At 67.4% G+C, this 19334-nt stretch carries 15 protein-coding genes; 3 read left to right on the top strand and 12 right to left on the bottom strand.

The features are described from left to right. The first annotated feature begins 1 nt into the window (after position 1). Positions 2–805, top strand: a complete 804-nt coding sequence (locus tag ACS5PK_RS10185; protein WP_439440121.1) for an alpha/beta fold hydrolase — start codon at positions 2–4, stop codon at positions 803–805. A 169-nt stretch (positions 806–974) separates the two neighbouring features. Here the strand turns inward: ACS5PK_RS10185 and ACS5PK_RS10180 are convergent, their stop codons facing one another. Together ACS5PK_RS10180 and ACS5PK_RS10175 are read right to left on the bottom strand one after the other, a co-directional pair. Next, positions 975–1478, bottom strand: coding sequence for a PEP-CTERM sorting domain-containing protein (locus ACS5PK_RS10180; RefSeq protein ID WP_439440120.1), 504 nt, complete (start codon positions 1476–1478; stop codon positions 975–977). Positions 1479–1495: 17 nt separating this feature from the next. Further along, on the bottom strand, positions 1496–4555 hold the full coding sequence (locus ACS5PK_RS10175) for an ExeM/NucH family extracellular endonuclease (protein ID WP_439440119.1): 3060 nt from the start codon (positions 4553–4555) through the stop codon (positions 1496–1498). A gap of 692 nt (positions 4556–5247) precedes the next feature. On the opposite strand from ACS5PK_RS10175, the gene ACS5PK_RS10170 reads away from it, so the two are divergent. Together ACS5PK_RS10170 and ACS5PK_RS10165 are read left to right on the top strand one after the other, a co-directional pair. Continuing rightward, complete coding sequence (locus ACS5PK_RS10170; RefSeq protein WP_439440118.1) at positions 5248–6999, top strand: ABC transporter transmembrane domain-containing protein; 1752 nt, start codon at positions 5248–5250, stop codon at positions 6997–6999. After that, complete coding sequence (locus ACS5PK_RS10165; protein ID WP_439440117.1) at positions 6989–8785, top strand: ABC transporter ATP-binding protein; 1797 nt, start codon at positions 6989–6991, stop codon at positions 8783–8785. Before ACS5PK_RS10170 ends, ACS5PK_RS10165 begins: the two co-directional genes overlap by 11 nt. Before the next feature lie 28 nt (positions 8786–8813). On the opposite strand, the gene ACS5PK_RS10160 is transcribed toward ACS5PK_RS10165, so the two are convergent. The 10 genes from ACS5PK_RS10160 to murC all read right to left on the bottom strand — a co-directional run bounded on the left by ACS5PK_RS10160 (position 8814) and on the right by murC (position 19330). Then, positions 8814–8999, bottom strand: a complete 186-nt coding sequence (locus ACS5PK_RS10160) for a hypothetical protein (RefSeq protein WP_439440116.1) — start codon at positions 8997–8999, stop codon at positions 8814–8816. After that, on the bottom strand, positions 8996–9259 hold the full coding sequence (locus tag ACS5PK_RS10155; RefSeq protein ID WP_439440115.1) for a hypothetical protein: 264 nt from the start codon (positions 9257–9259) through the stop codon (positions 8996–8998). The genes ACS5PK_RS10160 and ACS5PK_RS10155 overlap by 4 nt, the downstream gene beginning before the upstream one ends. Further along, a complete protein-coding gene (locus ACS5PK_RS10150) occupies positions 9256–10077 on the bottom strand; it encodes a hypothetical protein (protein WP_439440114.1) in 822 nt (273 codons plus the stop codon). Before ACS5PK_RS10150 ends, ACS5PK_RS10155 begins: the two co-directional genes overlap by 4 nt. A gap of 28 nt (positions 10078–10105) precedes the next feature. Next, positions 10106–11041: a UDP-3-O-acyl-N-acetylglucosamine deacetylase gene (gene lpxC, locus ACS5PK_RS10145; protein ID WP_439440113.1), complete on the bottom strand. Its 936-nt coding sequence runs from the start codon at positions 11039–11041 to the stop codon at positions 10106–10108. A gap of 17 nt (positions 11042–11058) precedes the next feature. Then, entirely contained in the window at positions 11059–13098 is a 2040-nt protein-coding gene (locus ACS5PK_RS10140; RefSeq protein ID WP_439440112.1) for an ATP-binding protein, read from the bottom strand. Positions 13099–13391: 293 nt separating this feature from the next. Then, entirely contained in the window at positions 13392–14624 is a 1233-nt protein-coding gene (gene ftsZ / locus ACS5PK_RS10135; protein WP_439440111.1) for a cell division protein FtsZ, read from the bottom strand. A 210-nt stretch (positions 14625–14834) separates the two neighbouring features. Next, positions 14835–16064 carry a cell division protein FtsA gene (gene ftsA / locus ACS5PK_RS10130; protein ID WP_439440110.1) on the bottom strand — a complete coding sequence of 410 codons (1230 nt, stop codon included), beginning with the start codon at positions 16062–16064 and terminating at the stop codon, positions 14835–14837. A 12-nt stretch (positions 16065–16076) separates the two neighbouring features. After that, positions 16077–16910, bottom strand: coding sequence for a cell division protein FtsQ/DivIB (locus ACS5PK_RS10125; protein WP_439440109.1), 834 nt, complete (start codon positions 16908–16910; stop codon positions 16077–16079). Between the two features lie 27 nt (positions 16911–16937). Then, positions 16938–17921 carry a D-alanine--D-alanine ligase gene (locus ACS5PK_RS10120; RefSeq protein ID WP_439440108.1) on the bottom strand — a complete coding sequence of 328 codons (984 nt, stop codon included), beginning with the start codon at positions 17919–17921 and terminating at the stop codon, positions 16938–16940. Continuing rightward, complete coding sequence (gene murC, locus ACS5PK_RS10115; protein WP_439440107.1) at positions 17918–19330, bottom strand: UDP-N-acetylmuramate--L-alanine ligase; 1413 nt, start codon at positions 19328–19330, stop codon at positions 17918–17920. Before murC ends, ACS5PK_RS10120 begins: the two co-directional genes overlap by 4 nt. Between the last annotated feature and the right edge of the window lie 4 nt (positions 19331–19334).

The raw sequence follows: 19334 nt of genomic DNA, 5'->3' as shown, positions 1-19334 counted from the left end.
CATGGCCTCCACGCAAGTCATCAATTCCCCAGCCGGTAGAGCTGCCGCCACCCCTGTCGAGCTGCGCAGTTCGATTGATCTCGTGCCTCACGCAAAGGGAACACTGCTGGTGCTGGGGGGGTTGCTGGCGGACCAATTGGCCGACGCACCCAGCCGGGCCGACGTCGTGGCGCAGGTTGGACGATCTAACGGTTGGTCAACTATTCGCTTCAACTATCCTGGCCACGGCAAGACGCACGCGACCAGATCTGGAGGGTCTCTTTCGGACATTAGCCTGACGTCGATGCTGAACTCGGCGCTCGATGTGCTCGGCTACTTTGCTCCCACGACGGTGGCATTCGTGGGTTCGTCGATCGGGGCAGGGTTGATGCCCTTCCTGGCGGTTCGAGCGGCCGGGCTCGGCATGAATGTGGTCGGAGCATTCGGGGTGTCCGCCGTGCCTGCGGCAGCATTGGCGGCCTTCATCTACCAGCAACTCGACCAAGACGCGCGACGGCGATTCGACGAAGGCTATCCTGTCGAAATCAAGAGTCCGACGCTCGACGAGCCGTTCACGTTGAGTCGGACCCAGATTGCCGATCTCCCGAGCTTTGGTTACAACGGCCTAAATGGGCGGCTCGATGGCGCCAGCGTCAAGTTGCTCGTCGGCACAAAAGATCCAATCTCAACGCAGCCCTTCAACGTCACACTGGCGGGTGCTCTCGGCGGTACGCCAGACAGCGTGACCGTCCTCGACAATGAAGGCCACGAGATCTCGTACTCGGCGATGGAGCGAGAGCTGCGTCGCTGGACTTCCCGCCTGTAGTGCCAAGATCCCGCTACGAAGGCGAGCGTCAGCTTGAAGGCGCTTACCGGAAGCTCGCGCTTCGACGACGACTGACTGCAAGCGCTGCAAAGCCGCCCCCCGCAGTCGCAAAGAAAAAGGGCGCCGCAAGCGGCGCCCTCCAGGCAATCCTCGCAGTCAGCTGACCGGATCAGCCCTTGCGCCGCCTCACCAGCGCCACGCCTCCCAGCGCCAGCAGGCTCAGCGCCAGGCTGGCCGGCTCAGGCACAGCCGAGGCCGCGCCCTTCACCGTGTAGGCGCCGCTGCTCTCCACACCGCCGGTGAGGCTGTAGTGAAGGTAGGCGTCGCTGCTGTCAAACGACCCGGAGGTGAAGCTGAGGGTCCAGTCCGGCGTGCCGTCCAGGTAGCTCAGGCCCAGGAAGATGCCGTCCTGGAAATCGGCCATGGCCGTGGCGTTGAGGCCGTGGCTGGCGCCGAGGAAGTCCAGGCCGAAGCTGCTCAGCGCCACGGACTCGAAGCCGCTGAAGCTCAGGGCAGCATCGTCGTAGCTGAAGAAGCCGGTGAAGGTTTCGTTCAGCAGCGGGCCGGCATCGATCAGGCCCTCGAAGGTCTTGCTGACAGGCGCGGCCTGCGCGCCCAGGCTCAGGCCAGCCATCAGCGCGGCGCCGGCAACCAGTGATGCGATTGTTTTCATGATGGATCCCTCAGGGTTCAAAACTTGAAGATGGCAGGCACCACGGCGCTGCAGCCCAGGCCCTTGAGCAGGACCACGGGGCGCGACTTGGCCGTGCCCAGAGCGCCGTCGGGGTCGTAGCCGACCAGGGCGCCGCCGGTGGACGGCGTGCAGGTGACGAAGCCCTGCCCCAGCGGATCGGCGCTGCTGATGCCCACGTTCTTCAGCAACTCGGCAAAGACCAGCAGGTCCTCGCCGGGCGTGAAGTCGTTGATGGTATCGATGCCGTCCGCGCCGCTGCGGTAGACGAACTGGTCACGGCCCTTGCCGCCGGTCAGGGTGTCGCGGCCCAGGCCGCCTTCGAGGACGTCGTCACCGGCCGTGCCCACCAGGGTGTCATTGCCAGCGGTGCCGACGATGCTCTTGGTCAGGTCCAGGCCCATCACCATGGGGTCGTGGTCCGAACTCTTGTAGGCCGTGGCCGTGTAGTAGTCCGGGCCGCAGCTGGCGCAGGCAGGTTGCTTGAACTCCAGGTTGTAGTCGATGAAGGTCGGCTCATCGGCGTTGATGTGCCAGGACGTGGCGTACACGACCTTGGGGCTGAGCTCCGCGGTGCTGAAGCCATGATCCAGGCGGCCGGCCATGGCGTCGAAGACGTAGGAGTAGTCCGCCGGGTCGAAGCGGCCGACCTGGTCGACGATGCTGCCGTCGCTGGTCAGCGCGAGGATGGGGTCTTCCTTGGCGTAGGCATTGAAGTCACCCAGCATCACCACTTGCGGCGTGCCGAAGCTGCTCTTCACCGTGCCCACGAAGGTCTTCAGGCGCAGCGCCTGGCTGACGCGCGTGGCCGTCCAGCAGCCCTGCAGGCCGTCGTCCACGTCCGGGCCCGAAGAGGGGCAGCCGCCCTTGGACTTCAGGTGGTTGACGATCACCGAGAACTTCTCGCCATTGGGCAGCAGGAAGCCTTGGGCCAGCGGTGGGCGGTTGTTGATGCTGTCCGGATCCGAGATTGGCACGCCGTTGAGCGTCAGCTTGCCCGGCTTGTAGATCATGGCCACGCGGATGGCATCGTCGCCCGTGCCCTGGGCGGGGATGGGAACGGGGGCGTAGGTGCCCGCGCCGACTTGCGCATTGAGCGAGTCCACCAGGTGCTGCAGCGCCGTATTGCCGTTGTTCTGGATCTCCATCAGGCCCACCACGTCGGCATTCAGGCCAGCCAGGTTGGCGACGATCTTGGCGCGCTGGCGCTGGAACTCCGCCAGGCTGTCCGCACCGCGGCAGTTGCTGGCCGAGACCGAGCCGCCCATGGCGCAGCCCTGGCCGGTCTTGCCGTCGAAGGTCTGGCCGTTGGTGAAGGTGGTGAAGAAGTTCAGCACATTGGCGCTGGCGATGCGCACATTGCCGCCCGTCACCTGCGGCGTGGCCGTGCGCGGGTTGGTGCGCGCGAAGTCCGGAGCCGTCAGCGGGTGGACCTTGTAGGAGCCGGCGCCACCGCTGCTGCTGGTGGCCAGGCCGTAGTCCACCACGCCGGTGAGCGCGGGCAGGGTGTCACCCGCACGCACCGTGCCGTCCGCGGCCATGAAAGGCGTGGGATTGGGGTTCTGCAACGAGGTGCTGTCGTCCAGGATGATGGCGCGGCGCAGGTTGTCGGCCTTCAGCGCACGGGCATCGGGGCCCGCGGGCAGCACGTTCGTCGGCGTCAGCAGGCGGCCACCAGCGGCCAGGGTCAGTTGACCGAAGCGGCCCAGGAAGTAGTTCTGCTGCACGGTCAGCGGGCCGCGCAGGGTCACGACCATGCCTTCATAGGCTTCCAGGCCATCGGCCGGCAGCGTGGCCAGGTCCACCTCCACGGGCGTGACGGCATAGCCGCTGCCCTGCACCACGATGGCCGTGGGCGAGGTCAGCTGGGTCAGGGGGCGAGCCAGGGTGCCGGCATTGCCCGCAGAGCCGACGTTGAACTCGGCCACCTTGGCATTGAGCTGGATGAGCTGGCCCACGCTCACGGTAGGCGCAGTGCTGGTGAAGACGAAGATGCCGTCCGAGGTCGTCGGGTCGCCGTCGCCCACCGGGTCCTGCAGGAAGAAGCCGTTGCTGTTGAGCTTGGTGACCACGCCGCGGGTGGTCAGCGTCTGGCCCTCGTAGGGGCTCTTGGCGCCATTGCCCTGGATCTTGTAGATGGGCACGGGGCCGCTGACATTGATCTTGAAGCTGCAGCTGGCGTGCTGGCCGCCGTCGTTGCTCCAGTCCAGGCTGAGGCTGTAGAGACCAGGCAGCACGCTGCTGTCCACGCGCACCGCCTGGCTGGCCGTGCCGCCGACGCTGCCGGCAGTGCTGAAGCCGTTCAGGGTGATGCCCGCGGGCCAGGTGCCCACGATGCTGGCGGCGTTGACGATGCTGTCGGCGTCCGCTGCCGTCACGGTCACGGTGCTGGTGGCGCCCGAGGTGGCGTTGCCATCCGGGCAGCTGGGCACGATAGGCTGGACCACCGGCACGCCGCCGCAGGCCTTGAAGGCGCTGGCTCTGTTGCGCGGCAGGGGCGCGGCCAGGCTGAAGTCGGCGCTGTTGTTGTTGCTGTCGGTGCAGCCGTCGGCCGCGCGGAAGGCGGCGTTGCTGACGCTCAGGGTGGGCGTGGGCGAGCCCTCGGTGGGCGTGGCAGCAGTGCCGAAGCTGACGATGTCCTCGACACCGGCCGGGTTGGTGCCGCTCAGCGCCGCCGTGCTGCGCACCAGAGCGACCTTGCCCGCACTGGCAGACATCGGGATGTTGCCCGTGACGTCACCGGGGACGTCCACGGTGCCACCCGCACCCGCCTGCTGCTTGATCAGCAGGTACTGGCCGGCCTGAAGCTGGGTGCCGGCGGGGATGCCGGTCACCTGCCAGCTGCTGCCGCCCGAGGAGGCGTACTGGACCGACCAGCCGCCGATGCTCACCGCGGTGGCGCCTGCATTGAAGATTTCGATGTAGTCGTTCTTGTAGCTGGCGCCAGTGTTGCCACCTGCGCCGTAGATCTGGCTGATCACGACGCCGCTGGGCGAGGCCAGGGCCGTCGGCGCGGCGAAGGCCACGGCCAGCAGGAATGCCAAGGGTTTGAGCTTCATGGTTTGCATCTCGAGTGCTGCTAGGGGTAGGACTCCGTGTGCAGGGAATGGCGCCCGATGGACCAGGCCCTCGCCCGGTGGCAACCAGGAGATCGCAGGAGCGGCGGTCGGCACGGCAGCAGCCCGGCAAAGGCGCAAGCCTTTGCCATCACCGGAAGCCGCAAAGGTTTGCGTCGTCCTGCCCACGCCTGATGGCGCCCTGCTCCTGCGTTCCCTCGCTGCGCGATCCCATGGCGGCGACGAATGTGCTCATCTCCGCTGCACGGTTTGCGCCCCGGCCCACGACCTCTGCCACGGCGCACGCGCATGCTAGCGAGCGCATGTGACAAATTCACGCGCCGGAACAAGGGGGGTCGGTTCTTGCCAAAGGCTCCGGGCACGCCCCATGCATCAACTTGACGCACCGACGCTGGCCGCCTGGCGCCCTTGTCCACGGGGCGACCTCGCATGCCCGGTGCCGGCAGCGCCCAGGCCACAGGCGCGGCAGCCCCTTGTCGCCCTGGGGCAAACCATGTGGAAGGCAGGCAACAGCCTGGCCCTGCTGCTGCAGCACGACGGCCCGCAGCAGGCCATGGGAGGGCGGTAGATGCCAGGATCGCGCGGCACGCGGCGTCACCTTTGGATGCGTCTGAGCGGCCTTGGCACAATGAATGGCGCTGGCTACCGCCGGATGCGCTTAAGCTCCGCCCCCCATGACACTCACCCGCCTTCTTTCGGCCTTCGTGGCCCGGCACTGGCGTGCCTACGCCTCGTCCGCCGTGATGCTGGCCATCATCGCCCTGCTGACCGTCTGGATCCCTCGCCAGGTGGGCCATCTGGTCGATGGTCTGGCCCAGGGCCGGCTGCAGGGGTCGGCGCTCTTGATGCAGCTGGGCCTGCTGCTGCTGGCGGGCCTGGTCATCTACCTGCTGCGGGTGGGCTGGCGGCTGCAGCTCTTCGCTGCGGCCTATCGCCTGGGCCGCGAGCTGCGCACCCGCCTCTATGAACGCATGACCCTGCAGGGCCCCGCCTTCTTCCAGGCCCAGCGCAGCGGCGACCTCATGGCCCTGGCCACCAACGACATCGACGCCGTCGAGATGGCCGCCGGCGAGGCTCTGCTGGCCGCCTTTGACGGCAGCCTGACCCTGATCCTCGTGCTGAGCATGATGACCTTGGGCGTGGACTGGCGCCTGGGTCTTGCAGCCCTGCTCCCCTTCCCGCTGATGGCCCTGGCCTTCTGGTTCATCTCCAACCATGTGCACAGCGCCTGGAAGGATTCGCTGGCCCGGTTCTCCAGCCTCAACCAGCATGCGCAGGAAAGCCTGGCCGGCGTGCGCACGCTGCGCGCCCTGGGCCTGGTCCCGCGGGCCGGACGCCAGTTCCACGAGCTGGCCGACCATGCCGGCGAGGCCGCTTTTCGCGCCCAGCGCTGGGAGGCGGCCTACGAGCCGGCGGTCGGCGTGGCCCTGACCAGCGCCAGCGCCATCGCGCTGGGCCTGGGCGGCTGGCTGGTGGCCCGGGAGGAACTCAGCATCGGCCAGCTCACCAGCTTCACCATGTACCTGGGCCAACTGATCTGGCCCATGTTCGCCGCGGGCTGGGTGCTGTCCCTGCTGGAGCGTGGGCGTGCCGCCTGGAACCGCCTGCGGCCTGTGCTGGACGAGCCGCTGAGCCTGCAGGATGGCGGCAGGCTGGCCATGCCCACCGAGGTTCCGGTGCACCTGCAAGGCCTGGGCTTCAGCTACCCCGGCAGTGACCGCTCGGCCCTGCATGACATCAGCCTGAGTCTGACGCCGGGCCACACCCTGGGCATCGTGGGCCCCACTGGCGCGGGCAAATCCACGCTGCTGAAGCTGCTGCTGCGCCAGTTCGAGCCCGATGAGGGTCAGGTCTTGCTGGGCCAGCTGCCCCTGGTGGACGTGCGCCTGGAGGCGCTGCGCCGCGGGCTGGCCTGGGTGCCGCAGGAGCCCTTCCTGTTCTCGGCGTCCATTGCCGAGAACATCGCCCTGGCCCGCCCCGAGGCCGGTCGAGAGGCCATCGAGCAGGTGGCCCGCCTGGCCGCAGTGCACGAGGACATCGTCGCCCTGCCCCAAGGCTACGAGACGCTGGTGGGTGAGCGCGGCGTGACACTCTCGGGTGGCCAACGACAGCGCGTGGCGATTGCCCGGGCCCTGCTCAGCGAGGCGCCGCTGCTGATGTTGGACGATGCACTCTCTGCCGTGGACACCGGCACCGAGACCCAGATCCTGGCCCATCTGCGCGAGCTGCGCCAGCAGCATCCGGAGCGCGGCCTGGTGGTGGTGAGCCACCGCCTCAGTGCGGTCATGGAGGCAGACGAGATCGTGGTGCTCAAGGCCGGCCGCGTCGTCGAGCGCGGCACGCACGAGGCCTTGCTGGCCCTGGGCGGCTGGTATGCCGCGCAATGGCGCTATCAACAACTGGAGGCCTCGCTCGATGCAGCCTGAGGAAAAGAACACCACGGCCAGCCGCTGGCAGGCCGTGGGACTGCTGCTGGAGGCTGCGCGGCCCGAGAAGCGCAGCCTGCGCTGGGGTGCGCTGTGGTTGCTGATGGCCGCCGGCCTGGAGGCCATGGGCCCGGCCCTGGGCAAGCGCTTCATCGACGAGCACCTGCTGCCGCGGCAGTTCGAGCTGCCGGCCATGGCGGCATTGCTGTGCGGCCTGCTGGCCTGCGGCTGGATCGCCTCCTGGGTGCGCTATGCCCAGCTGACACGCATGGCCGGCGTGGCCCGGCGCTCAGTGCTGCGCCTGCGCGACCGCGTCTTTGCCCACGTCATGGGCCTGCCCATGGCCTTCTTCGACCGCTCCATCTCGGGCCAGCTGCTGAGCCGCGTCACCAACGACACCGAGGCGGTGAACCAGCTTTACCGCCAGGTGCTCTACGTGATGCTGGATTCCGGGCTCGTCGTGCTGGGCGCCCTGGCTGCCATGGCCTGGCTGGACTGGCGGCTGATGCTCATCGTGCTGGCGCTGGTGCCGGCCAGTGTGCTGATCATCTGGCTCTACCAGCGCTGGAGCGCCCCGGCGGTGCAGCGGGCACGAGAGCTGCGCTCCGACATCAACGCCCAGATGGCCGAGAGCCTGGCCGGCATGGCCGTGCTGCAGGCCACCGGCGCGGCCGGGCGCTTCGCCCAGCGTTTCGAGCAGACCAACGGCAGGCACTGGGAGTCCCGCATCGCCGAGCTGCGGGCCAATGCCTGGCTGCTGCGGCCGGCGCTGGACCTGCTGAATGTGCTGCTGATCATCACCCTCATCTTCGGCTTCGGCCAGCGCGAGGCCCTGCATGTGGCAGGCCTGGGCGAGGCCATGGAGGTCGGCCTGCTCTATGCCTTCCTGAGCTACATCTCGCGCGTGGTGGAGCCGCTGATCCAGATCACCATGCAGTTCGGCCAGCTGCAGCAGGCCATGATCGCGGCCTCACGGGTGCGGACGCTGCTGCAGGAGCCCGCCGAGCTCAACCAGCAGCAGTCCGAAGCTCGCATCGAGCGGGGCGAACTGCGTGTGGAGCGCCTGCGCTTCGCCTACAAGGACAGCCCCGCGGGCCAGCCCCTGTGGGTGCTCAAGGACCTGGACCTGCACTTCCCCGCCGGAAGCTTCACCGGCATCGTCGGTCACACAGGCTCGGGCAAGAGCACCCTGCTGGCCTTGCTGCTGCGCTTCTACCAGGCACAGCAGGGCGGCATCCTGATTGACGGGCAGCCCCTGGCCCACATCCCGGACGCTGCCTTCCGCGACGCCGTGGGCCTGGTGCCGCAGGAGCCCTACCTGATGGCCGCCTCGGCGCGCGAGAACATCACCATGGGGCGCGACATCTCCGAGGACGCCATGATCCGCGCAGCCCGCCAGGCCCGCATCCACGACTACATCGCCAGCCTGCCCCAGGGCTATGACACCCTGCTGGGCGAAGGCGGCGCGCGCGTCTCCACGGGACAGAAGCAGTTGATCGCCATGGCCCGCGCCCTGGCCGGTGCGCCGCGCCTGCTCTTCCTGGACGAGGCCACCGCCAGCATCGACAGCGCCACAGAGGCCTTGATCTCCGAGGCCCTGCGCGAACTGCACGGCGAGGTGAGCGTGATCGCCATCGCGCACCGGCTCTCGACCATCCGCGAGGCGGACCAGATCCTGGTGCTCAACCACGGCCGCCTGGCCGAGCGCGGCAGGCACGAGGCGCTGATGAACGTCGAGGGCGGGATCTATCAGCGGCTCGTGCAGTTGCAGGCCCTGGAGGACTGAGCGAGGCGGCCTGCCCCACCGCCTGCACTCAGAGCATCACGGCCAGGCGTTCCAGCAGCAGCACGCCGAAGAAGCCGAAGGCCGCGAGGATCGTCCACTTGACCAGCAGCTGCCCGCGCCGCCGCCACAGGGGCTGGCGCGTACCGATGTACAGCGCGAAGCACAGCAGCGCGCCCAGCAGGAGCAGACCGAAGACGAGGCGGAAGAGCATCATGGGTGCGATGCCTCCGCCCTTTCAGGCACGGGGCGCAGCAGCTCTTCCAGAGTCTCGAAGTAGCGCCGATGGGTATGACGGACGTCCTGCTCGCTGTCGGCCTCCAGCAGGATGATCTCGAACTCGCCACCGGGCTCGCGCAGCTGCGCCAGCTCACAGTCCAGCCGCGCGCGCTCGGCCTCCTGCCGCTGCTCGTCGGCATAGGTGAGGAAGTCGACGAGGGTCGCTTTCCGGCGGTCGTAGCGGACAAGGAAGATCATCGGGGGCGGAATTGTTTCAGCTCGGCAGCAAGACCTTCGAGCAGCAGTTTCAGCTCTTGGCGCTTCAGCTGGGCCTCGATGAAGCGTTGGTCAAGCTGCGCCTTCCAAGCGGCCCGCCTATTTTCCAGCATTCGGTAGCGCTCCAGGAACTCCTGCTCTTGCGTTGTCAGAGTGTCACTTGGCCGACAAAGAAAGTCAGTCAAATCGGGCAACGGCGGCTCCGCGCTGGCCAGTTTGAACAGACGCAAATCCCTGTCCTCCATTGCGGCGATGCCCTCGGCGGTGTTGTGCAAGACTTTCTGCACAGGGGTGGGGCCTCCTCCGTACTTCACTTCATTGCCAAAGATGTCCGCCAGCATCTCGGAGAGGCTTGCCCACAGGTGCTGCAATTCTGTACGAACCTGGATCTCGACCCAACGCTCCAGCACCTTGACAACCAGGTGCACGGCTCGATAGCTATGGCTAGGCACTCTCCTTCGATCATGCAACTGCACATGGAGGAATGCTGCGGAAATCCTCGAAACCGCGGATTCCTGCGCTTGCAGGTCTCCGACCACCAGCCGGCACCCCGCAATATCCTGAATCTGCCCCAGTCGACACGACTGCCGGCGCAGCTTCTCCACGATCGCCTGCGTCGACTTCGCGCCGCGCACCGTCACCGGCACATCCATCGTCTCGCGCAAGGTCGCCAGCACCCGCTCGCTGGCCGGCCCGAAGGACCGACGGTACTCGTCCAGCATCCGCAAGTCCGCCTCGATCAGGGGGCCGGCGCGCAGCCGCTCCCCCAGTCGGGTCAGTTGCGAGCCGCTGATGCTCATCGCATGGGGCCAGGTCTTGCCAAGGCCATCACCACGCCGGCGCCAGCGCCGCAAAGCCCTGCGGCGCCTCGCGCTCGTCTTCGAAGCTGACGATCTCGTAGTTGGCCTCGTCTGCCAGCAAGGCGCGCAGCAGCTGGTTGTTCAGGGCGTGGCCGCCCTTGAAGGAGGTGTAGGCACCCAGCATGGGATGGCCGGCGACGTGCATGTCGCCGATGGCATCGAGGATCTTGTGCTTGACGAACTCGTCGTCGTAGCGGAGGCCATCGGCATTGAGCACGCGGTAGTCGTCCACGACGATGGCGTTGTCCATGGCGCCGCCCAGGGTCAGGCCGCGGGAGCGCATCAGCTCGATGTCCTTGGTCATGCCAAAGGTGCGGGCTCGGGCAATCTGCTTCTTGTACTGGCCCGAGCCCATGTCGAAGGTGAACTGCTGGCCCGTAGCGGCAACGGCGGGGTTGTCGAATTCAATCTGGAAGGACAGGGTGTAGCCATGGAATGGCTCCAGCCGCGCCCACATCAGGCGCTTGCCCTCGCCCTGGCGCACCTCGACGGTCTTCTTCACCCGCAGGAAACGCTTGGGCGCGTCCTGCAGCTGGATGCCGGCGCTCTGCAGCAGAAAGACGTAGCTGGCGGCCGAGCCGTCGAGGATGGGCACCTCGTCGGCGTTGATGTCCACGTAGAGGTTGTCCAGGCCCAGGCCGGCACAGGCGGACAGCAGGTGCTCGATGGTCTGCACTCGCGGCGCCCCAGGGTCGCCGCCGGGACTCACTGTGGTGGCCATGCGGGTGTCGCAGACGGTGCTGGCGCGCACGGGAATGTCCACCGGCGTATTGAGATCGATGCGGCGGAACACGATGCCGGTGTCCGGTGCTGCGGGCCGCAGGGTCATCTCGACCTTCTGGCCGCTGTGGATGCCTACGCCGACGGCGCGGGTCAGCGACTTGAGGGTTCTTTGCTTGAGCATCCGCCTATTGTCGGCGATCAGGCTCCGCCCTGCCCGCCCGGGGCCATGGAAGGCTGCGCCGCATCGGCCGGGGCAGCGCCATCCGCCCCCTTGCTCACCGGCAAGCGCAGGCTCAGGCGCGTGCCCAGGCCCGGCGCGCTCTCCACGTGCAGGGTGCCGCCCAAGCGCTGCACCCGCTTGACCTGGTTGCGCAGTCCCCGGCCCTTGCGTGCCCTGGCCATGTCGAAGCCCTGGCCGTCGTCCTCGACGCGGATCTCGATGCGATCACCCAGGTCCCGCGTGGCAATGCGCACGCGCTGGGCGCGGGCATGCTTGAGTACATTGTTGAGCGCCTCCTGCAGCAGGCGCAGCACGTGCAGCGCATCTGGCGGCTCCAGCCATGCCAGCGGGGGCAGGTCTTGCACGTCCCACTCCATCACCAGGCCGGAGCCCTGCAGGCGCTTGGCCAGGCGATAGCGCATGGTGGCCAGGAGGGAGACCAGGTCATGGCCCACGGGTTCCAGCGAATCGATCACCAGGCGCAGGTCGTCCACGCATTCGCGCAGCACCTCCACCACCGTCGTCTGCTCCATGCTGCCCTGCTCCACCGCCACCATGGCCGAGAGCAGGGAGGAGCCCAGGCCGTCGTGCATGTCCTGCATCAGGCGCTGGCGTTCCAGCAGCAGGGCCTGCTGACGTTCGGCCTCGCGCAGTTGCTCATGCTGGGCCGAGAGCTGGCGGCTCTGCTCGGACAGGCGCAGTGCGAGGTGCTCGTTGGCCTGCTCGACCTGGTTCAACGCGCCCAGGTAGCGGCTACGCACGGCGTAGAGGAAGCTGGCTACGATGATCAGGGTGCTGAAGGGCATCAGGTAGATGTGCTCAGGCCAGCCCCAGCCGGCCAGCAGGCCCAGGTCATGCACGCCCAGCACCAGGCCGATGACCAGTGCGATGACGATGGCCCACAGCTCGCGGCTGCGTGCCTGCCAGGCCACCCGCAGCATGAAGCCCGTTCCGAGGAGGCCCACGACGCCGTTGGCCAGGTGCTGGGCCACCACGGTGTCGTAGAAGCGGCTCCAGGTCGGCAGGGTCAGCAGACCGGTCACCACGATGAAGCCCAGACCGAAGCGCTCGAAGTGGCGGTAGCGGGTGGGCACGAAACGAAGCGCGAACATGAAGGTCAGCAGCATCACCCAGGACATGGAGGCGTGCGTCAGCCACCAGAACCAGTCCAGGGCGTTGAGGCTGCGCGGCATGTCCAGGTGGTAGTGCAGGTTGCGCAGCAGCCAGGCCAGGCTGGCCAGGGTGAAGAGCAGGTAGGCCGGCTCCTGGCGGCGGCGCCACCAGAGCGTCATCGAGAACACAGCCAGCACGACCAGCGTGAGACCCGTGGCCTGCGGCACGCCGATCTGCAGGGCCCAGCGCCGTTCGACCATGGGCTCCAGGTCCTCGCGGGCGCCCAGCCAAGCGGTGGTGACGGTGTAGAAGCCCTTGCTGTGCACGGGCACGGCCAGGATGATCTCCATGTCCTGCCCCTCGTGCAGGGCTGTCAGGGCGCCGGGAATCAGGGCCCACAGCGGCCGCACCCACTGCTCGCGGGCCCCCGCCTGGTTGTCGTAGATGGGGCGCCAGCCGTCCTCGGTGCGTACCAGCACCGCGGTGGCCAGGCCCACGATCTTCGGGCTGTACAAGGCCACGCTCGTGGGCCAGCGATCGTCCGGCGCACGGTAGCGGAAGCGGTACCAGCGCATCTGGTACTCGGCCGGGCCGGAGAAGTCGGTGCTCAAGGCACGCTGGCGGATGTCAGGCAGGCTGACCTGCCGCCAGGCAGACGCGCTCTCTGGCGGTAGCAGGGCTGCCGGCAGTGCGGCATTGCTGCCGTCGATACGGCGCAGCGCGGCCCACCAGGCCTTGAGGTCTTCACGGCTGAGCGCCGTCAATGCCAGCTCGGCCGTGCGGGCCTGCTCCCCCGCCCGCATGGCGGGCAGCTCAGGATGCAGGCGCGGCGGCACCTGGGCCTGGAGCAGGACGGGGCACAGCAGCACCGCCACAAAGCCCAGGACCACCCAGGAGAAATGCAAGAACCTGTTCGGCCAACGACGCCGCCCAACAACAGCCATGAGTTATTGAAATGATGGCGGCATGCATGCCGCGAAGCGGCTGCAGTCTGCGCCGAGCAGCAGAGACTGCCAAGACGGGAGTCCCGCACAAGCAAGGGGAACGTCGCGTAAATACGAAGCAGGCCCCGGTGCGTTTACAAACAAAAACACCCGTCCGCGCCTGAAGGAGGTAAGGCGCGACGGGTGAAGTCAGCAAGGCCCACCGGCGGGCACAAGTCGCCGGGGGCGGCGGGCTTGTTCAGCCCGAGGGAGACTCAGTCTGCCTGCTTGCGCAGAAAGGCCGGGATCTCGATCTCGTCCATGCCATTGGAGGACAGAGCCTCGACCTTGGCGGCTGCCGTGCGGCCATGACGCCAGACGCTGGGCACGCTCATGCCGCCGAAGTCCTGGGCCACCGACTGCGCGGTGGGCACAGGAGCGCCCATGGCAGGATTGCCCATCATCACGGGGTTGGTCAGCACTGGCATGTTGTCGGTGCCGGTGCGCAGCTGGGTCTGCTGCTGCACCACCTGCAGCGGCTGCTGCTGGGCGGCACGGCGCGACAGGCCGGTGGCGATCACGGTGACGCGCATGGCGTCGCCCAGGCTCTCGTCATAGGCGGTGCCGTAGATGATGTGGGCGTCCTCGGCCGCGTAGCGCTTGATGGTGTTCATCGCGTTGCGGGACTCGCTGAGCTTGAAGTTGCTCTTGCCCGCGGCGATCAGCACCAGCACGCCACGTGCGCCGGAGAGGTCAATGCCTTCCAGCAGCGGGCAGGCCACGGCGGCCTCGGCGGCCTTGGCGGCGCGGTCGGGGCCAGTGGCTTGCGCCGTGCCCATCATGGCCTTGCCGGGCTCGCTCATCACGGTCTTGACGTCTTCGAAGTCGACGTTCACCAGGCCGGGGATGTGGATGATGTCCGAGATGCCGCCCACGGCGTTCTTCAGCACGTCATTGGCGTGCGCGAAGGCCTGGTCCTGGGTGACGTCCTCGCCCAGCACGTCCAGCAGCTTCTCGTTCAGCACGACGATCAGGGAGTCGACATTGGCTTCCAGTTCGGCCAGGCCGCTGTCGGCCGCCTTGATGCGGCGCGAGCCTTCGAACTCGAAGGGTTTGGTCACCACACCCACCGTCAGGATGCCCATCTCCTTGGCCACACGGGCGATCACGGGGGCCGCGCCGGTGCCGGTACCACCGCCCATGCCGGCGGTGATGAAAAGCATGTTGGCACCTGAGATGGCCTCGCGGATGCGGGCCTCGGCCTCCTCCGCGGCAGCCTTGCCGGCCTCGGGCTTGGCGCCTGCGCCCAGACCCGTGGTGCCCAGCTGCAACAGCTGGTCGGCCTTGGAGCGGTTCAGTGCCTGTGCATCGGTATTGGCGCAAATGAATTCCACGCCTTGCACGCCCTGATCAATCATGTGATCGACCGCGTTGCCGCCGCCGCCACCGACACCAATCACCTTGATTTGGGTGCCCTGATCAAACTCTTCGATCATCTCGATCGCCATAACATACCTCCTTCAGCAATTGTGCAGTTGCCAGCAGAAAAAAACGAGAGGGATCAACCCTTTTTCTTGGGTACCCCCCTTGTTTTTTGGGGGTTTGTATCCCTTTACACCACATTCCCGGGCCCTTGCGGGCTCATCCCGGTCCCATATTCACCAACGCGTCCTCTTCGAATGCCTCAAACCCGGCCCATACCCTTTGGCCGGGTGGCCTCAGAAATTCCCCAGAAACCAGTCCTTGGCACGGCCAAACAGGGTTTTCACCGAGCCCGCCTGCTGCGCGGCCTTCAAACCGCGGGTGCGCGACAACCTCGCCTCTTCCAGCAGCCCCATCACCGTGGCGGAGCGCGGGTTGGCCACCATGTCGAACAGGGCGCCGCTATAGGTCGGATTCCCCCGGCGCACGGGTTTCAGGAAAATGTCCTCGGCCAGTTCGACCATACCCGGCATGACGGCAGAGCCACCGGTCAGCACAATCCCCGAGGACAGCAGCTCCTCATACCCGGATTCCCGGATGACCTGCTGGACCAGGGAGAAGATTTCCTCGACTCGGGGTTCAATAACGCCTGCAAGTGCTTGTTTTGAAAGCATCCGCGGGGCCCGATCCCCCAAACCCGGCACCTCAACCTGATCCGAGGGGTCGGCCAGCAATTGCTTGGCCACGCCATGCTCGACCTTGATTTCCTCGGCATCCTTGGTGGGCGTGCGCAGGGCCATCGCAATATCGCTGGTGATCAAATCCCCTGCGATGGGAATCACGGCGGTATGGCGGATGGAGCCGCCGGTGAAGATGGCGACATCCGTCGTCCCTGCGCCAATATCCACCAGGGCCACGCCCAGGTCGCGCTCGTCCGCAGTGAGACCGGCCAGGCTGGAGGCGCTGGGGTTGAGTACCAGCTGGTCCACCTCCAGGCCGCAACGGCGCACGCACTTGACGATGTTCTCGGCCGCGCTCTGGGCACCGGTCACGATGTGGACCTTGACTTCCAGGCGGCCGCCACTCATGCCGATGGGCTCCTTGACCTCGTGCCCGTCGATCACGAACTCCTGCGGCTCCACCAGCAGCAGGCGCTGGTCGTTGGGGATGTTGATGGCTTTGGCCGTCTCGACCACCCGGGCCACGTCCACCGGCGTCACCTCCTTGTCCCGCACGATGACCATGCCGGTGGAGTTCTGACCGCGGATGTGGCTGCCGGTGATGCCGGTGAAGACGCGGCTGATCTTGCAGTCCGCCATCATCTCGGCCTCTTTCAGGGCCTGCTGGATGGACTGCACGGTGGCATCAATGTTGACGACCACCCCACGCTTGAGCCCATGCGAGGGCGCCACACCCAGGCCCGCGATGCGCAGCTCGCCGTTGCCCATGACCTCGGCCACCACGGCCATGATCTTGGCGGTGCCGATGTCCAAGCCGACGACCAGATCCTTGTATTCCTTGGCCATGTCAGTCCTTCGTCAATTCTTCTTGGCGCCGGGCTTGCCCGGCGTCGCTGCTGATGTCGAGATGCCGCGCAGGCGGACCGCATAGCCATCGACATGGCGCAGGTCCGCGCTGAGCACGGCGGTATGGAAGCGGGCCGTGACCTGCGTGATGCTGGTCACGTACTGCGTGTAGCGGGCGAGCACCTCGGCATCCGTGCCGCGGCCCAGTTCGATGACCGTGCCTTTTTCGAGGGTCGCGCGCCAGGAGCCGCGGCCGGAGAGATCCAGGCGGCTGATGCTGTCCTCCAGGCGCGCGGTCTGGGCCTGCAGCTGGCGCCACAGCTGCAGCATGTGGGCCGAACTCTTCTCGGGCCCCGAAAGCACCGGCAGTTCCTCGTCCTCCACGTCCCCCAGATTGGCCTGGAAGACCTCGCCGTGGTCGTTCACCAGCAGCCGCTCGACGCTGGCATCGCTGTCGGCATCAGCCCCTTCTGGCTTGGTTTCCCAGTAGGCGGCGGGCTGGTGCTCCTCCAGCGTCACCAGCAGGCGAGCCGGCCACAGGCGCTGCACGGTGGCATGGCGCACCCAGGGCACGGCCTCAAAGGCAGCGCGTGTCTGCTGCAGATTCATGCTGAGGAAGCTGCCACTCATGCGCGGCAGGGCGTTCGCCCGCAGCGAGGCGGCGCTGTTGCGGTTGACGTCACCTTCCACCGTGATGGAGCGGATGGCGAAGACCGGCTGTCGCACCAGCCATTGCAGGCCCAGGCCCAGGGTCACCAACAGCACACCCAGCACCAGCAGCGCCGACACGCCGTTCATCAGGCGGATGTCCGGCGGCAGCGGGGTGTGGAGGCTGGGGGAGCGCATGGCGTCGGCTTTGGGATGGCGCCTGGCTCAGGCCTTGAGCCCGGACGGCTGGCGCTCGGTCTGTGCCTGTGCCAACAGCCACAGGCACAGCTGCGGGTAGGCAATGCCCACGGCCTGCGCGGCCTTGGGCACGAGGGAGTGCGAGGTCATGCCGGGGCTGGTGTTCATCTCCAGCAGGAAGGGCTTCATGTCGGACTTGCGCAGCATCAGGTCGGCGCGGCCCCAGCCACGGCAGCCCAGCAGGCGGTAGGCCTTGAGCACCAGCAGCTGGATCTCGGCCTCCAGTGCCGGCGGCAGAGTGCCAAAGCAGTACTGCGTGGTGTTGGTGATGTACTTGTTCTCGAAGTTGTAGTCGCCGCGCTCGGCACGGATCTCGACCACGGGCAGCACCACCGCCTCCGCCCCCTGCCCCAGCACGGCGCAGGTCAGCTCAGGGCCTTCGATGCATTCCTCGAACAGCAGCTCGTCGTCGAAGCCCAGGGCCAGCTCGACAGCCTCCTGCATCACCGAGTAGCCCATGGCCTTGCTGATGCCGATGCTGCTGCCCTCGTGCGGCGGCTTGACGACCACGGGCAGGCCCAGCTCGTCGGGGATGGTGCGTATGCGCTCGCGCGTCAGCTCCTCGCGGGTCAGCGCGATGTACCTGGGCGTCGGCAGGCCTTCGGCGGCCCACACGCGCTTGGTCATGGTCTTGTCCATGGCCACGCCGGAGGCCGTCACGCCAGAGCCGGTGTAGGGAATGCCCAGCCATTCGAGGGCGCCCTGCAACGAGCCATCCTCGCCGCCGCGGCCATGCATGGCCACGAAAACGCGATCGAAGCCCTCCTCCTTGAGTGCCTGCAGCGGGCGCTCGGCCGGGTCGAAGGGATGAGCGTCCACGCCCACCGACTGCAGCGCCGCCAGCACGCCCTGGCCGCTCATCAGCGAGACGGGCCGCTCGGCGCTGTGCCCGCCGAAGAGCACGGCGACCTTGCCCAGGGCCTTGGGATCGATGTTCAGGTCCAGGCTCATGCGGCCGACTCCTTCAGCAGTTCAACGGTGCGGGCCGGCACGGCGCCGATGGAGCCGGCGCCCATCACGATGACGACATCACCATCGCAGCTCTCGCTGGCGATGGTGGCCGGCAGCAGGTCCACGTCCGGTACGAAGACAGGCGTGCCGCCCGCTTTCTCGATGGCGGCCACCAGGGCCTGGCCGTCAGCATCAGCGATGGGGGCTTCACCAGCGGCATAGACCTCGGTGAGCAGCACCGCGTCGGCCTGCCCGATGACGCGGACGAAGTCGGCGAAGCAGTCGCGGGTGCGGGTGTAGCGATGCGGCTGGAAGGCGAGTACCAGGCGGCGGCCGGGGAATGCGCCACGCGCGGCGGACAGCACGGCGGCCATCTCCACGGGGTGATGGCCGTAGTCGTCGATCAGCGTGAAGCGGCCGCCGTCACCGGCCTCGAGCTCGCCGTAGCGCTGGAAGCGCCGGCCCACGCCGCCGAACTTGGCAAGTGCCGCAACGATAGGGGCGTCCGGCAGCTCCAGCTCCGTGGCCACAGCGATGGCAGCCAGCGCGTTGAGCACATTGTGCTGGCCGGCGAGGTTCAAGGTGATGTCGAGATCGGCCAGCTGCACGCCATCAAATCGGCGCTGCACTGTGAAGCGCATCTGGCCGCCGGCCAGGGCCTGCACATCGACGGCGCGCACGGCGTTGTGCTCGCCCAGGCCGTAGCTGACGATGGGGCGGGACAGCAGGGGCACGATGGAACGCACGCCCTCGTCGTCGCCGCACAGGACGGCTGCACCGTAGAAGGGCATGCGGTGCAGGAAATCCACGAAGGCCTGCTTCAGCCGCGCGAAGTCGTGGCCGTAGGTGTCCATGTGATCGGCGTCGATGTTGGTGACGACGGCCATCACGGGCAGCAGGTTCAGGAAGGAGGCATCGGACTCGTCGGCCTCGACCACGATGTAGTCGCCCTGCCCCAGCGCCGAATTGGCGCCGGCCGAATTGAGCTTGCCGCCGATCACGAAGGTCGGATCCAGGCCGGCCTCGGTCAGCACCGTGGTCACCAGCGAGGTGGTGGTGGTCTTGCCGTGCGTGCCGGCGATGGCGATGCCCTGCTTCAGGCGCATCAGCTCTGCCAGCATCACCGCGCGCTGCACCACGGGGATGCGGGCGGCGCGAGCGGCCAGCACCTCGGGGTTGTCGGCCTTCACGGCGGTGGAGGTGACGAGGACCTGAGCGCCCGCGATGTGCCCGGCCGCGTGGCCGATGTGCACCTGCAGGCCCAGCTGCGCCAGGCGCTGGGTGGTGGCGCTCTCGCCCTGGTCGGAGCCCGAGACGGTGTAGCCCAGCTTGTGCAGGATCTCGGCGATGCCGCTCATGCCGGCACCACCGATGCCGACGAAGTGAATGTGCTTGATGGCGTGTCTCATGGCT

The organism is Roseateles sp. DB2 (assembly GCF_051857535.1).
Taxonomy (GTDB): Bacteria; Pseudomonadota; Gammaproteobacteria; order Burkholderiales; family Burkholderiaceae_C; genus Roseateles_B.
This window is presented reverse-complemented; position numbering and strand designations above follow the sequence as displayed.

What these genes read in the sequence shown, in the direction of transcription:
- ACS5PK_RS10185 (WP_439440121.1), top strand. Translation starts at nt 2, where the DNA reads ATGGCCTCCACGCAAGTCATCAATTCCCCAGCCGGTAGAGCTGCCGCC.
- ACS5PK_RS10180 (WP_439440120.1), bottom strand. Translation starts at nt 1,478, where the DNA reads ATGAAAACAATCGCATCACTGGTTGCCGGCGCCGCGCTGATGGCTGGC.
- ACS5PK_RS10175 (WP_439440119.1), bottom strand. Translation starts at nt 4,555, where the DNA reads ATGAAGCTCAAACCCTTGGCATTCCTGCTGGCCGTGGCCTTCGCCGCG.
- ACS5PK_RS10170 (WP_439440118.1), top strand. Translation starts at nt 5,248, where the DNA reads ATGACACTCACCCGCCTTCTTTCGGCCTTCGTGGCCCGGCACTGGCGT.
- ACS5PK_RS10165 (WP_439440117.1), top strand. Translation starts at nt 6,989, where the DNA reads ATGCAGCCTGAGGAAAAGAACACCACGGCCAGCCGCTGGCAGGCCGTG.
- ACS5PK_RS10160 (WP_439440116.1), bottom strand. Translation starts at nt 8,999, where the DNA reads ATGATGCTCTTCCGCCTCGTCTTCGGTCTGCTCCTGCTGGGCGCGCTG.
- ACS5PK_RS10155 (WP_439440115.1), bottom strand. Translation starts at nt 9,259, where the DNA reads ATGATCTTCCTTGTCCGCTACGACCGCCGGAAAGCGACCCTCGTCGAC.
- ACS5PK_RS10150 (WP_439440114.1), bottom strand. Translation starts at nt 10,077, where the DNA reads ATGAGCATCAGCGGCTCGCAACTGACCCGACTGGGGGAGCGGCTGCGC.
- lpxC (WP_439440113.1), bottom strand. Translation starts at nt 11,041, where the DNA reads ATGCTCAAGCAAAGAACCCTCAAGTCGCTGACCCGCGCCGTCGGCGTA.
- ftsZ (WP_439440111.1), bottom strand. Translation starts at nt 14,624, where the DNA reads ATGGCGATCGAGATGATCGAAGAGTTTGATCAGGGCACCCAAATCAAG.
- ftsA (WP_439440110.1), bottom strand. Translation starts at nt 16,064, where the DNA reads ATGGCCAAGGAATACAAGGATCTGGTCGTCGGCTTGGACATCGGCACC.
- ACS5PK_RS10125 (WP_439440109.1), bottom strand. Translation starts at nt 16,910, where the DNA reads ATGCGCTCCCCCAGCCTCCACACCCCGCTGCCGCCGGACATCCGCCTG.
- ACS5PK_RS10120 (WP_439440108.1), bottom strand. Translation starts at nt 17,921, where the DNA reads ATGAGCCTGGACCTGAACATCGATCCCAAGGCCCTGGGCAAGGTCGCC.
- murC (WP_439440107.1), bottom strand. Translation starts at nt 19,330, where the DNA reads ATGAGACACGCCATCAAGCACATTCACTTCGTCGGCATCGGTGGTGCC.